This window comes from Terrabacter sp. P2_E3, from assembly GCF_056403915.1.
Window position 1 is genome coordinate 311,816 of record NZ_JBFUEN010000001.1, and the last position, 13,124, is coordinate 324,939.

11 protein-coding genes are annotated in these 13,124 nt (G+C 71.1%); all 11 read right to left on the reverse strand.

Going from position 1 to position 13,124, the window contains the following annotated elements:
- Positions 1–68: 68 nt before the first annotated feature.
- On the reverse strand, positions 69–419 hold the full coding sequence (locus tag AC1DW8_RS01485) for an RNA polymerase-binding protein RbpA (protein WP_081633871.1): 351 nt from the start codon (positions 417–419) through the stop codon (positions 69–71).
- A 12-nt stretch (positions 420–431) separates the two neighbouring features.
- A complete protein-coding gene (secG, locus tag AC1DW8_RS01490; protein WP_020144105.1) occupies positions 432–677 on the reverse strand; it encodes a preprotein translocase subunit SecG in 246 nt (81 codons plus the stop codon).
- Positions 678–823: 146 nt separating this feature from the next.
- On the reverse strand, positions 824–1,636 hold the full coding sequence (tpiA, locus tag AC1DW8_RS01495; RefSeq protein WP_478091353.1) for a triose-phosphate isomerase: 813 nt from the start codon (positions 1,634–1,636) through the stop codon (positions 824–826).
- The gene (locus AC1DW8_RS01500; protein WP_056826980.1) at positions 1,636–2,844 is read right to left on the reverse strand and encodes a phosphoglycerate kinase; all 1,209 of its coding nucleotides are present in this window, start codon (positions 2,842–2,844) and stop codon (positions 1,636–1,638) included. Before AC1DW8_RS01500 ends, tpiA begins: the two co-directional genes overlap by 1 nt.
- Before the next feature lie 105 nt (positions 2,845–2,949).
- Entirely contained in the window at positions 2,950–3,954 is a 1,005-nt protein-coding gene (gap, locus tag AC1DW8_RS01505) for a type I glyceraldehyde-3-phosphate dehydrogenase (protein WP_056776721.1), read from the reverse strand.
- A 201-nt stretch (positions 3,955–4,155) separates the two neighbouring features.
- The gene (gene whiA, locus AC1DW8_RS01510; RefSeq protein ID WP_028785583.1) at positions 4,156–5,136 is read right to left on the reverse strand and encodes a DNA-binding protein WhiA; all 981 of its coding nucleotides are present in this window, start codon (positions 5,134–5,136) and stop codon (positions 4,156–4,158) included.
- A gap of 78 nt (positions 5,137–5,214) precedes the next feature.
- Positions 5,215–6,183, reverse strand: coding sequence for a gluconeogenesis factor YvcK family protein (locus AC1DW8_RS01515; RefSeq protein WP_056777740.1), 969 nt, complete (start codon positions 6,181–6,183; stop codon positions 5,215–5,217).
- 14 nt (positions 6,184–6,197) lie between these two features.
- Positions 6,198–7,115 carry an RNase adapter RapZ gene (gene rapZ, locus AC1DW8_RS01520; RefSeq protein ID WP_056776719.1) on the reverse strand — a complete coding sequence of 306 codons (918 nt, stop codon included), beginning with the start codon at positions 7,113–7,115 and terminating at the stop codon, positions 6,198–6,200.
- Positions 7,112–9,163, reverse strand: coding sequence for an excinuclease ABC subunit UvrC (uvrC, locus tag AC1DW8_RS01525; protein ID WP_442273594.1), 2,052 nt, complete (start codon positions 9,161–9,163; stop codon positions 7,112–7,114). Before uvrC ends, rapZ begins: the two co-directional genes overlap by 4 nt.
- 164 nt (positions 9,164–9,327) lie before the next feature.
- Positions 9,328–9,927 (reverse strand): Rieske (2Fe-2S) protein, encoded by a 600-nt coding sequence (locus AC1DW8_RS01530; protein ID WP_478091357.1) that lies wholly within the window; start codon positions 9,925–9,927, stop codon positions 9,328–9,330.
- Positions 9,924–13,091: an excinuclease ABC subunit UvrA gene (uvrA, locus tag AC1DW8_RS01535; RefSeq protein WP_478091359.1), complete on the reverse strand. Its 3,168-nt coding sequence runs from the start codon at positions 13,089–13,091 to the stop codon at positions 9,924–9,926. The genes AC1DW8_RS01530 and uvrA overlap by 4 nt, the downstream gene beginning before the upstream one ends.
- Positions 13,092–13,124 lie beyond the last annotated feature (33 nt).

Genomic DNA, 13,124 nt, shown 5'->3' on the forward strand with positions numbered 1-13,124 from the left:
ACGACGAAGGGCCCGGGAGGATCTCCCGGGCCCTTCGTCGTCAGGTCACCCACCGGTGACCCGAGGGGTCACTGGATGAGGCCGCGTTCGCGCAGCGTGCTCAGGGCCTCGTCGAGGATGGCGGCGCCGTCGGCGTCGCTGCGACGCTCCTTCACGTAGGCCAGGTGCGTCTTGTAGGGCTCGACCTTCGGCGGGGCCGGGGGGTTGTCCTTGTCCTGGCCGGCCGGGAACCCGCATCGCGGGCAGTCCCACGTCTCGGGCAGGACCATGCCGGGCTCCTCGGCGAAGCTCGGACGGGTCTCGTGCCCGTTGGAGCACCAGTAGGAGATGTGGACGCGAGGGGCGGCGTCGCCGCGCTCCGCCTCGCCCATCGGGCCGGCGCCGACCCGGCTTCCACGAATGGCGTTACCGCTGGCCATCTGTTCCTTCTCTCAGCTCGCGAAACGGGCCAGGAGGCCCAGACCGATGATCGCCGTCGCCCAGACGAGCGCCACGGCCACCGTGAAGCGGTCGAGGTTGCGCTCGGCGACCGATGAGCCACCGAGCGACGTGGACATGCCCCCGCCGAACATGTCGGACAGGCCGCCACCCTTGCCCTTGTGCAGCAGGATGAAGAGGGTCAGGACCATGCTGGACAGCACCAGCAGGACCTGAAGCACGATGCGAACCGCATCCACGTGGTCACTCCAAATCGTCGGGATCTCGGGGGTCGTCGGGCCGGACGGCCACTCCCCCGCGTGTTCCGGGGCTCGGGTAAGGATACCTGCCCGAGGGCCCTTCGGCCGAACGGCCCCGTGGGATCCGTCCGGCCGAAGGGAAGGTATCAGGACGTGCCGACGTGGTCGCGGTAGCGACAGATCGACGCGAACTCCGTCGGGTCGATCGACGCACCACCGACGAGGGCGCCGTCGACGTCCTCCTGGGCCATGATCGCGGCGACGTTGCCCGACTTGACGCTGCCGCCGTAGAGGACGCGTACGCCGTCGGCGACGTCGCCGCTGTAGAGCTCGGCGAGCAGCGTGCGGATGGCCGCGCAGACCTCCTGCGCGTCGTCGGGCGTGGCGACCTCGCCCGTGCCGATGGCCCAGATGGGCTCGTAGGCGATGACGACCGATGACGCCTGCTCCTTGGTCACCCCGTCGAGGTTCTCGCGCAGCTGGGCGACGACGTGCTCGACCTGGCGGCCCTCCTTGCGCACGTCGAGCGCCTCGCCGCAGCAGAGGATCGGTGTCAGGCCGTGGGCGTAGGCCGCCTTGACCTTGGCGTTGACGAGGGCGTCGGTCTCGCCGTGGCCCTCGCGCCGCTCGCTGTGCCCGACGGTGACGTACGTGCAGCCGAGCTTGGCGAGGAAGGCGCCCGAGATGTCACCGGTGTAGGCACCCGAGGTGTGCGGCGACAGGTCCTGCGCGCCGTACCTGAGGTCGAGCTTGTCGCCCTCGATGAGCGTCTGGACCGAGCGCAGGTCGGTGAAGGGCGGCAGCACGGCGACCTCGACGGCCGCGTGGTCGTGCTTCGCGTCGCGCAGCGTCCAGTCGAGCTTCTGCACGAGGTGCGTCGCCTGGAGGTGGTCGAGGTTCATCTTCCAGTTGCCGGCCATGAGCGGGACGCGCCCGACCTGCTTGGTGTCCTTGGCCATCAGGCGTCTCCCTCCTCGAGCACGGTGAGTCCGGGCAGCTCCTTGCCCTCGAGGTACTCGAGGCTGGCGCCGCCGCCGGTGGAGATGTGGCCGAAGTCGGAGTCGGCGAAGCCGAGCTGGCGCACCGCCGCGGCGGAGTCGCCGCCACCGACGACGGTGAGGGCGCCCTGGGCGGTGATCTCGACGAGCGCCTGGGCCAGCGCCTTGGTGCCGGCCGCGTAGGGCTCCATCTCGAAGGCGCCCATCGGGCCGTTCCAGAAGACGGTGCGGCAGTCGGCGAGCTTCTCGGCGAAGAGCGCGCTCGACGCGGGCCCGATGTCGAGGCCCATCCGGTCGGCCGGGATGGCGTCGGCCGAGACGACCTCGTGGGCCGCGTCGGCGCTGAACGCGTCGGCGGCGACGACGTCGACCGGAAGCACGATCTCGACGCCCTCCTTCGCGGCCCGCTCGAGGTAGCCCTTGACCGTGTCGATCTGGTCGGCCTCGAGCAGGCTCTTGCCGACCTCGTGACCCTGCGCGGCGAGGAAGGTGAAGACCATGCCGCCACCGATGAGGAGACGGTCCGCCGTGCCGAGGAGGTTGCCGATGACGCCGAGCTTGTCGGACACCTTCGCGCCACCGAGGACGACGGCATACGGGCGCTCGGGGTCCTTCGTCAGGCGGCGCAGGACGTCGACCTCGGTGGAGACGAGGTCGCCCGTGGCGTGCGGCAGCAGGCGCGCGACGTCGTAGACGGAGGCCTGCTTGCGGTGCACGACCCCGAAGCCGTCGGAGACGAAGACGTCGGCGAGAGAAGCGAGCTCGGCCGCGAAGCCGGCACGCTCGTCGTCGGTCTTGGCGGTCTCGCCGGCGTTGAAGCGGAGGTTCTCGAGGAGCAGCACCTGGCCGTCCTGGAGCGCCGCCGCCTTGGCCTTGGCGTCGTCACCGACGGTGTCGTCGGCGAAGACGACGTCGGTGCCGAGCACCTCGCTGAGTCGCTGCGCGACCGGCGCGAGGGAGTACTTGGCCTCCGGGGCGCCCTTGGGGCGGCCGAGGTGGGCGCAGACGATGACGCGGGCGCCGGCGTCGGCCAGGCCCTTGATCGTCGGGGCCGAGGCGCGGATGCGGCCGTCGTCGGTGATCGTCGCGCCGTCGAGCGGCACGTTGAGGTCGGACCGGACGAGGACGCGCTTGCCGCGCAGGTCCCCGAGATCGCTGGTGGTCTTCACGCGGGATGCCTCTTCGTCAGTTGGGAATGGGGCGGGCACGGGTGACAAGGGTGCGGCCACCGCCCGGGGTGCTCGGGAGAGCGCCGGGGGCGGTGGCCGAGTGGCTCAGAGCGACGAGCCGACGAGCGCGACGAGGTCGACGAGGCGGTTGGAGTAGCCCCACTCGTTGTCGTACCAGCCGACGACCTTGACCTGGTTGCCGATGACCTTGGTGAGACCGGCGTCGAAGATGCACGAGGCGGGGTCGGTCTCGATGTCCTTGGAGACGATCTCGTCCTCGGTGTAGACGAGGAAGCCCTTCATCGGGCCCTCGGCGGCCGCCTTGACGGCGGCGTTGACCTCTTCGACGGTCGTCTCGCGACCGGCCTCGAAGGTCAGGTCGGTGGCCGAGCCGGTCGGCACCGGCACGCGGAGCGCGTAGCCGTCGAGCTTGCCCTTGAGCTCGGGCAGCACGAGGGCGACGGCCTTGGCAGCGCCGGTCGTGGTCGGGACGATGTTGAGGGCGGCGGCGCGGGCCCGACGGAGGTCCTTGTGCGGGGCGTCCTGGAGGTTCTGGTCCTGCGTGTAGGCGTGGATGGTCGTCATGAGGCCCTTGACGATGCCGAACTCGTCGTTGAGGGCCTTGGCCATCGGCGCGAGGCAGTTCGTCGTGCACGAGGCGTTGGAGATCACCGTGTGTGCGGCGGGGTCGTAGAGCTCGTGGTTGACGCCCATCACGATCGTGATGTCCTCGTTCTTGGCCGGGGCCGAGATGATGACCTTCTTGGCGCCACCGTCGATGTGGGCCTTGGCCTTCTGGGCGTCGGTGAAGAAGCCGGTGGACTCGACGATGATGTCGGCGCCGACGCCGGCCCAGTCGATGTTGGCGGGGTCGCGCTCCTCGAAGACACGGATGGCCTTGCCGTCGACGATGATCGACGTGTCGTCGTAGGTGACCTCACCGGGGAAACGGCCCAGGATCGAGTCGTACTTGAGCAGGTGGGCGAGGGTCTTGTTGTCCATGAGGTCGTTGGTGGCCACGACCTCGATGTCGGCTCCGGACGCCACGATGGCGCGGAAGAAGTTGCGGCCGATGCGGCCAAAGCCGTTGATACCAACGCGAACGGTCACTGCTGTGCACCTCTTCGGTGAGACTGTGTGTCGGACGAAAATGCCAGACCTTGGGCCGCCCCGTTGCGACCTCGATCACACCACACCCTAGTGCGTAGCCTGCGACGCCGAAGCGGCAGTCTCAGGGCTTGGTGAGCACGCGCTCAGCACGCGCCGCCCCCGCCGCGCGGGCACCCGAGCGACGGCGTCGGACGCCCCGGTTCAGCTCTCGAGCATGTCGGCCGTGAGGTTGGCGTCGGTGCCGGCGACCCCGAGCTCCTCGGCCCGCTTGTCGGCCATGGCGAGCAGGCGCCGGATGCGACCGGCCACGGCGTCCTTGGTCATCGGCGGCTTGGCCAGCTGGCCGAGCTCCTCGAGGCTGGCCTGCTTGTGCTCGAGACGGAGCACCCCGGCCTCACGCAGGTGGTCGGGGATCTCCTCGCCGAGCAGCTCCATGGCGCGCTCGACCCGGGCCCCGGCAGCGACGGCGGCCCGTGCGGAGCGGCGCAGGTTGGCGTCGTCGAAGTTGGCCAGGCGGTTGGCCGTGGCCCGCACCTCGCGGCGCATCCGCCGCTCCTCCCACGCCATGACGGCGTCGTGGGCCCCGAGACGCGTCAGCATCGCGCCGATGGCGTCGCCGTCACGGATGACGACCCGGTCGACGCCGCGGACCTCGCGGGCCTTGGCCTGGATGCCGAGGCGGCGTGCGGCGCCGACGAGGGCGAGGGCGGCCTCGGGACCGGGGCACGTCACCTCGAGCGCCGACGAGCGCCCCGGCTCGGTGAGCGAGCCGTGCGCGAGGAACGCGCCCCGCCAAGCGGCCTCGGAGTCGCACGTCGCGGCGCTGACCACCTTGGGCGGCAGGCCGCGGACGGGACGCCCGCGCGTGTCGATGAGCCCGGTCTGCCGGGCGAGGGTGGCGCCCTCCTCGACGACCCGGACGACGTAGCGCGAGCCACGACGCAGACCGCCGGCGGCGAGGACGAGCACGTCGCTCTTGTGCCCGTAGACCTCGGCGATGTTGCGGCGCAGGCGACGTGCGGCGTTCGCGGTGTCGAGCTCGGCCTCGACGACGATCTGTCCCCCGATGATGTGCAGCCCGCCGGCGAAGCGGAGCATCGTCGAGACCTCGGCCTTGCGACAGCAGGGTTTGGTCACCTCGAGGCGTGAGAGCTCGTCCTTCACCTTTGCTGTCATGGCCATGGGCGACATCCTGCCACCCTGATCAAGCACCCTCGCGCCGGAGCCCCGGCCCGCTCTGCGAACGGCAGCGCCACGAGCTCAGGAGATGACGTCGCGCAGCGCCGCCGCGAGCCGCAGCGGGTCGTGGACCCCGGGCTCGCCCCGGGCCGCCACCGGCGCGACGACGAGCTCGGCCCCGAGCTCGGCGGCCGCCGCCCGCAGCGACGCACCGTCGGGGACGACGCTCGGGTCGGCGAGCACGACGTCGAGCCGGAGGTCGGGAGCGTTGGCGGCGAAGGACGCGAGGTGGTCCTCGGCCCGGAAGTCGCGGGTCTCCCCCTTGTGCACCTCGAGGTTGAGGTTGAGCAGTCGCTTGGCCGGCGTCGAGACGAGTGCGTCGACGAGGTCGGGCACGAGCAGGTGCGGCATGACGGACGTGAACCACGACCCGGGTCCGAGCATGACCCAGTCGGCGTCGCGGACGGCGGAGAGCGCCTCGTGGCAGGGCTCCGGACACGTCGGCACGATGCCGATCGACGACACGATGCCCGGCGACGACGCGACGCGGTGCTGTCCGCGCACGTCGACCGTGGCATCGGGGCGGGCCGGGTCGTGGCCGCGGATCTCGGCCACGATCTCGAGCGGCTCGGCCGCCATCGGCAGCACCCGGCCCCGCGCGCCGAGCAGACGCCCCACGAGGTCGAGCCCCTGCACCGTGTCGCCGAGCAGCTCCCAGATCGAGACGATCATGAGGTTGCCGAGCGCGTGGCCCTTGAGGTCCCCCGTGCCGGCGAAACGGTGCTGGAGCACGTCGCGCCAGGTGTGGCCCCAGTCGCTGTCGTCGCACAGCGCCGAGAGCGCCATCCGCAGGTCGCCGGGGGGCAGCACGTCGAACTCCTCGCGGAGCCGCCCGCTCGACCCGCCGTCGTCGGCGACGGTGACGACGGCGGTGACGTTGTCGGTGAGCAGCCGCAGCGCGGTCAGCGCCGCGGCCAGGCCGTGACCACCACCGAGCGCGACGATGCGCCGGTGGTGCGAGGAACCGAGGGGCAGTCGCTGGGTCGTCACCGCAGTCGTCCCGGTCACTCCCGACCCAGGTCGCGGTGGACGACGAACGTGTCGACGCGGTCCCGGCCGCCGAGCCGCCCGCTCAGCGCCTCCGCGATCGCGACGGACCGGTGCTTGCCGCCGGTGCAGCCGACGGCCACGGTGACGTAGCGGCGCCCCTCGCGGACGTAGCCGTCGATCATCGTGTCGAGCAGGTCACCGGCGCGGTCGAGGAACTCGTCGGCGCCCTCCTGCTTCATGACGAACTCGCTGACGGGAGTGTCGCGCCCGGTCAGCGCCCGCAGCTCGGGCACCCAGTAGGGGTTGGGCAGGAAGCGCATGTCGAAGACGACGTCGGCGTCGAGCGGCAGGCCGTACTTGAAGCCGAACGACATGACCGCGATGCGCAGCTGGACGCGCCGGTCGCCCGCGAAGAGCGAGGAGAGCTTGGCGCTCAGCTGGTGGACGTTGAGGCCCGAGCTGTCGATGACGACGTCAGCCGACGAGCGCAGGTCGAGGAGCAGCTCGCGCTCGCGCTGGATGCCGTCGAGGAGCCGACCCTCGCCCTGGAGCGGGTGCGGTCGGCGCACGCTCTCGAAGCGGCGGACGAGCGCCTCGTCGGTGGCGTCGAGGAAGACGAGGCTGGGACGCTCGCCGCGCTCGCGGGCCGCACCGATGGCGCCCTCGAGCTGGGCGAACCAGCCACGCGAGCGCACGTCGACGACGACGGCGACCTGCTGGAGGTGGGCCTCGGGGTGCTGGGCGCGGGCCTCGTCGCGCAGCTCGGCGAGGTGCGTGAGCAGCTGCGGTGGCAGGTTGTCGACGACGAGCCACCCGAGGTCCTCGAGGACGTTGGCGGTCGTGCTGCGTCCGGCCCCGCTCATCCCGGTGACGATGACGATCGGAGCATCGGCCAAGGGCGTCTGCGGTGTGCGCCTGGTGTCGGCGGTCATTCGAGCACTTCTCCCGTCGTGAGGTTCACGGCTGGCTCCTGGGGTGCTCCCTCAGCCAAGTGGTTGACGACGGCCGAAGCAAGCGACCGGCCGAAGCCGGGTACGGCCATGATGTCCGTTGTGTCCGCCGCGCGAAGGCGTTTGACCGAACCGAAGTGGCGCAGCAGCGCCTTCTGACGGCTCGCGCCGAGCCCGGGTATGCCGTCGAGCTGGGAGGTCGTCATCGCCTTGGACCGCCGCTGCCGGTGGAAGGTGATCGCGAAGCGGTGGGCCTCGTCGCGCAGCCGCTGGAGCAGGTAGAGCCCTTCGCTGGTGCGGGGCAGGATGACCGGGTGGTCGTCGCGCGGGACCCACACCTCCTCGAGGCGCTTGGCGAGCCCGACGAGCGCGACCTCCTCGATGCCGAGCTCGTCGAGCACGGCCTGGGCGGCGTTGACCTGCGGCAGGCCGCCGTCGACGACGACGAGGCTGGGTGGGTAGGCGAACCGTCGAGGCCGTCCGGTCTCAGGGTCGATCGGACCGGAGGCGGACGGCCCGTCGTCGTCCGACGGACCCGTCGCGTCGGGGCCGGCCGCGCCGTCGGTCGCCCCGCCGACGACCCCCGTCGAGAGGTCGAGGTCGCCCGCTCCCTCGGCGTCCTCGAGGTAGCGCCGGAACCGGCGGGTCAGCACCTCGCGCATCGCGGCGGTGTCGTCGACGGTGACCGGCTCGCCGTCCTCGGTGGCCGCGCCCCGGACGATGAAGCGGCGGTACTCGCTCTTGCGGGCGAGTCCGTCCTCGAAGACGACCATCGACGCGACGACGTTGGTGCCCTGGACGTGGCTGACGTCGTAGCACTCGATGCGCAGCGGTGCGTCGTCGAGGCCGAGGTAGTCCTGCAGCTCCTGCAGCGCCTTGCTGCGCAGCGTCAGGTCGCCGGCGCGGGCCACCTTGTGCCGGGCCAGCGACTGCTCGGCGTTGCGCCGGACCGTCTCGCTCAAGGTGCGCTTGTCGCCGCGTTGCGGCACGCGGACGCTGACCGCGGAGCCGCGCACCGACGACAGCCACTCGGTGACGGCCTCGGGGTCGGCCGGCAGGCTCGGGACGAGCACCTCGCGCGGGATCGCGTCGCGCTCGGCGTCGCCGTAGACCTGCAGCAGCAGGTGCTCGACGAGGGTCGGGATGTCCTCGCTCTCCTTCTCGACGACCCAGCCCCGCTGGCCGCGGATGCGTCCACCCCGGACGTGGAAGACCTGGACCGCGGCCTCGAGGTCGTCGTCGGCGAGGGCGAAGACGTCGGCGTCGGTGGCGTCACCGAGGACGACGGCCTGCTTCTCGAGCGCCTTGGTCAGGGCCCCGATGTCGTCGCGCAGCCGGGCGGCCTGCTCGAAGTCGAGCTCCGCGGCCGCTTCCTTCATGCGCGTCTCGAGGCGCTTCGCGAAGCGCGTCGTGTTGCCGCCCATGAAGTCGCAGAAGTCCTCGGCGATGGCCCGGTGCTCCTCGGGGGTGACGCGGCCGACGCACGGGGCCGAGCACTTGTCGATGTAGCCGAGCAGGCACGGTCGACCGCTCGCCGTCGCGCGCTTGAACACGCCGGACGAGCACGTGCGCAGGGGGAAGACCCGCAGCAGCAGGTCGAGGGTCTCGCGGATCGCCCAGGCATGGCCGTAGGGCCCGAAGTAGCGAGTGCCCTTGCGCTTGGCGCCGCGCATGACCTGGGCCCGCGGGAACTCCTCGCCCATCGTCACAGCGAGGAAGGGGTAGGACTTGTCGTCGCGGTACTTGACGTTGAAGCGCGGGTCGAACTCCTTGATCCAGGAGTACTCGAGCTGCAGGGCCTCGACCTCGGTGCGCACGACGGTCCACTCGACCGAGCTCGCCGTCGTGACCATCGTCGCGGTGCGCGGGTGCAGGGCCGTGATGTCCTGGAAGTAGGACGACAGCCGCGGGCGCAGCGACTTGGCCTTGCCGACGTAGATGACCCGGCCGTGCGCGTCGCGGAAACGGTAGACGCCCGGGTCGGTCGGGATCTCTCCCGGCTTGGGTCGGTAGGTCGTCGGGTCCGCCACGTTCCCACCCTATGTCGGCCCGCCGACGCCGCCGCAGGGCGTCCTCGCGTATGCCGTGTCGGCGGATCCGTGACCGCGCCCGGAGGGTGCTGGGCCCGGACGCACGACGCCCGGCCGGGCGCCGAGGGGGCACCGACCGGGCGGCATACGACAGCAGGTGACGCTCAGCTGACGGTGAACGTGTCACCGGTGACGGTGATGGTCTTGGCGGTCAGGCCGGTGGGTGCCGGGCCGGACACGCGGTCGCCGGTCGTGGCGTCGAAGTGGCTCTGGTGACAGGGGCAGATGATCTGGCCGCCCTCGACGGAGGCGACGGTGCAGCCCTGGTGGGGGCACACCGCGTCGAACGCCTTGAACGTGCCGGCCGCCGGCTGGGTGACGACGGTCTTGGTGTCGGCGAAGATCTTGCCGCCGCCGACGGGGATCTCGGACGTCGGGGTGCCACCGGCGGCGGCCGAGCTCGCCCCGGAGGACGGAGCCGCCGCAGCGCTGCTCGACGACGAGTCGGCCGGAGCCGTCGGGACGGGCGGGCTGCTGCAGGCAGCCAGCGCCCCGGCCCCGACGACGACCCCGGCGACCCGGAGGACGCCGCGGCGGTCGGTGAGCACGGAGATGCGGTCGCCGAGGCTCGGCTCGGCGGTGCCGGTGGACGGGCCGGTGGATGGCCCGGCGGCTGGGAGGACGGACGGAGTGGTGGGCGGAGTGTCGGAGGTGCTCGTGCTGCTGGTCGGCTCGGTGGTGCTGGAGTGCGTGCGCTCGGTCATGCGTTCCTCTTCCGGGTCGTGGTCGACCTCGTCTTGCTCACGGTGGTGCTCGACGTGGTCTTCTTCGCAGCGGCGGTGGTGGCACCTCCTCCTGCGCGTCCGCTCGCCTTCGGTGCCGTGGCTGCCTTCGTTGCCTTCGTCGTCGTCTGTGCCTTCACGGTGCGCGCCGTCGATGTGCCCGCGCCGTCAGCGCGCTGTGAGCCGGCCGAGCCCGCCGCGCCCGCAGAGGCCGGGGCCTTCTTCGCGCGGGTGCGTGCCGGGCCGCGGCTCGTCGTGCGGGCCGTCCGCTCGAGGATCGGCTTGAGGAACCGGCCGGTGTGGCTGGCGGCCACCTCGGCGACGTCCTCGGGCGTGCCCTCCGCGATGACCATGCCACCGCCGGAGCCGCCCTCGGGCCCCATGTCGATGATCCAGTCGGCGTTCTTGATGACGTCGAGGTTGTGCTCGATGACGATGACGGTGTTGCCCTTGTCGACGAGGCCCTGGAGCACGTCGAGGAGCTTGCGGATGTCCTCGAAGTGCAGGCCGGTGGTCGGCTCGTCGAGGACGTAGATGGTGCGTCCGGTGGAGCGCTTCTGCAGCTCGCTGGCGAGCTTGACGCGCTGGGCCTCACCACCGGAGAGGGTCGGCGCCGGCTGGCCGAGGCGCACGTAGCCCAGGCCGACGTCGTTGAGGGTCTTGAGGTGACGCGCGATCGCGGGGACCGCCTCGAAGAACGTGGCGGCCTCCTCGATCGGCATGTCGAGCACGTCCGCGATCGTCTTGCCCTTGAAGTGCACCTCGAGCGTCTCCCGGTTGTACCGGGCCCCGTGGCACACCTCGCACGGGACGTAGACGTCGGGCAGGAAGTTCATCTCGATCTTGATCGTGCCGTCGCCGGAGCACGCGTCACAGCGGCCGCCCTTGACGTTGAAGGAGAACCGGCCCGGCTGGTAGCCGCGCACCTTGGCCTCCGTCGTCTCGGCAAAGAGCTTGCGCATGTTGTCGAAGACGCCGGTGTAGGTCGCGGGGTTCGACCGGGGGGTGCGCCCGATCGGGCTCTGGTCGACGTGCACGACCTTGTCGAGATGGTCGAGGCCCGTGACGGACTTGTGCCGTCCGGGCACGTGGCGGGCACCGTTGAGCTTGTTGGCGAGGACGTTGTAGAGGATGTCGTTGACGAGCGTCGACTTGCCGGAGCCCGACACGCCGGTGACGGCCACGAGGTTGCCGAGCGGGAAGTTCACCGAGACGTTCTGGAGGTTGTTCTCGCGGGCGCCGTTGACGGTGATCTGGCGTCCGTCGTGGCCGCGGCGCACGTCGGGAGACGGGATCTCGCGACGGCCCGAGAGGTACATGCCGGTCAGCGAGTCGGGATGCTCGAGCAGTCCCTTGACGGTGCCGGAGTGCACGACGTGGCCGCCGTGCTCACCGGCACCCGGGCCGATGTCGACGACCCAGTCGGCCGTCGCGATGGTGTCCTCGTCGTGCTCGACGACGATGAGCGTGTTGCCGAGGTCACGCAGGCGCGTCAGCGTCTCGATGAGGCGGTGGTTGTCGCGCTGGTGCAGGCCGATCGAGGGCTCGTCGAGGACGTAGAGCACCCCGACGAGGCCGGAGCCGATCTGGGTCGCGAGCCGGATGCGCTGGGCCTCGCCACCGGACAGGGTGCCGGCGGGGCGGTCGAGCGAGAGGTAGTCGAGGCCGACGTCGAGCAGGAAGCCGAGCCGCGCGTCGATCTCCTTGATGACGCGCTCGGCGATCTGCTTCTCGCGCGCCGTGAAGTCGACGGTGTCGAGGAAGCCGGCCGCCTCGTTGATGGCGAGCCCGCAGACCTCGGAGATGTTCTTGCCACCGACGAGCACGGCCAAGGACTCGGGCTTGAGGCGCGCGCCCTTGCAGACCGGGCACGGGACCTCGCGCATGAAGCCCTCGTAGCGGTCGCGGCTCCACTCGGAGTCGGTCTCGGAGTGGCGGCGCTTGATGAAGGGCACGACGCCCTCGAAGCCGGTCGTGTAGGAGCGGTCGCGGCCGTAGCGGTTCTTGTACTTGACGTGGACCTTGTAGTTCTGGCCGTGCAGCAGCGCCTCCTTGGCGCGGGCCGGCAGCGCCCGGAACGGCGCGTCCATCGAGAACTTCATGTCCTCGCCGAGCGCGCCCATGACGCGCTGGAAGTACTCGGCCGAGCCCGACCCCTGCGCCCAGGGGGCGATGGCGCCCTCGGCGAGCGACAGGTCGTCGTCGGGCACGACGAGCTCGGGGTCGACCTCGAGCTCGGTGCCGATGCCGGTGCACTCGGTGCAGGCGCCGAACGGCGAGTTGAAGGAGAACGAGCGCGGCTGGATCTCGTCCATGCCGAGCGGGTGGTTGTTGGGGCAGGCCATCTTCTCGGAGAAGCGGCGCTCGCGGTCCTTGTCCTTGGCGTCGCGGTCGACGAAGTCGATGATGACCACGCCGCCGGCGAGGCCGAGGGCCGTCTCGACGGAGTCGGTGAGGCGACGCTTCGAGCCGGCGTCGTCGCCCTTGGCGACGAGGCGGTCGACGACGACCTCGATCGTGTGCTTCTTCTGCTTCTCGAGGGCGGGGGGCTCGGCGAGGGACACGACCTCGCCGTCGACCCGGGCGCGCGAGAAGCCCTTCGTCTGGAGCTCGGCGAAGAGGTCGACGAACTCGCCCTTGCGGCCCTGCACGACGGGCGCGAGCACCTGGAAGCGGGTGCGGTCCTCGAGGGTCAGGAGCTGGTCGACGATCTGCTGCGGCGACTGCCGGGTGACGGGCTCACCGCAGACGGGGCAGTGCGGCCGGCCCGCGCGGGCGAAGAGCAGGCGCAGGTAGTCGTAGACCTCGGTGATGGTGCCGACGGTCGAGCGCGGGTTGCGGTTGGTCGACTTCTGGTCGATGGAGACCGCGGGCGAGAGGCCCTCGATGAAGTCGACGTCGGGCTTGTCCATCTGCCCGAGGAACTGCCGGGCGTACGCCGACAGCGACTCGACGTAGCGACGCTGCCCCTCCGCGAAGATCGTGTCGAACGCGAGGCTCGACTTGCCCGACCCCGAGAGCCCGGTGAAGACGATGAGGCTGTCGCGTGGGAGGTCGACGGACACGTCGCGCAGGTTGTGCTCGCGCGCGCCGCGGACGACGAGGGAATGGGCGTTGCCGGTGGGCGTAGCAGTCACGCGCAACATGCTAGGTGGGGTGACCGACAGTCCCCCCATCGG

Excerpts from the sequence above, each read along its gene's own strand:
- AC1DW8_RS01485 (WP_081633871.1), bottom strand. The coding sequence starts at position 419 with ATGGCCAGCGGTAACGCCATTCGTGGAAGCCGGGTCGGCGCCGGCCCG.
- tpiA (WP_478091353.1), bottom strand. The coding sequence starts at position 1,636 with ATGGCCAAGGACACCAAGCAGGTCGGGCGCGTCCCGCTCATGGCCGGC.
- whiA (WP_028785583.1), bottom strand. The coding sequence starts at position 5,136 with ATGGCCATGACAGCAAAGGTGAAGGACGAGCTCTCACGCCTCGAGGTG.
- rapZ (WP_056776719.1), bottom strand. The coding sequence starts at position 7,115 with ATGACCGCCGACACCAGGCGCACACCGCAGACGCCCTTGGCCGATGCT.
- AC1DW8_RS01530 (WP_478091357.1), bottom strand. The coding sequence starts at position 9,927 with ATGACCGAGCGCACGCACTCCAGCACCACCGAGCCGACCAGCAGCACG.
- uvrA (WP_478091359.1), bottom strand. The coding sequence starts at position 13,091 with ATGTTGCGCGTGACTGCTACGCCCACCGGCAACGCCCATTCCCTCGTC.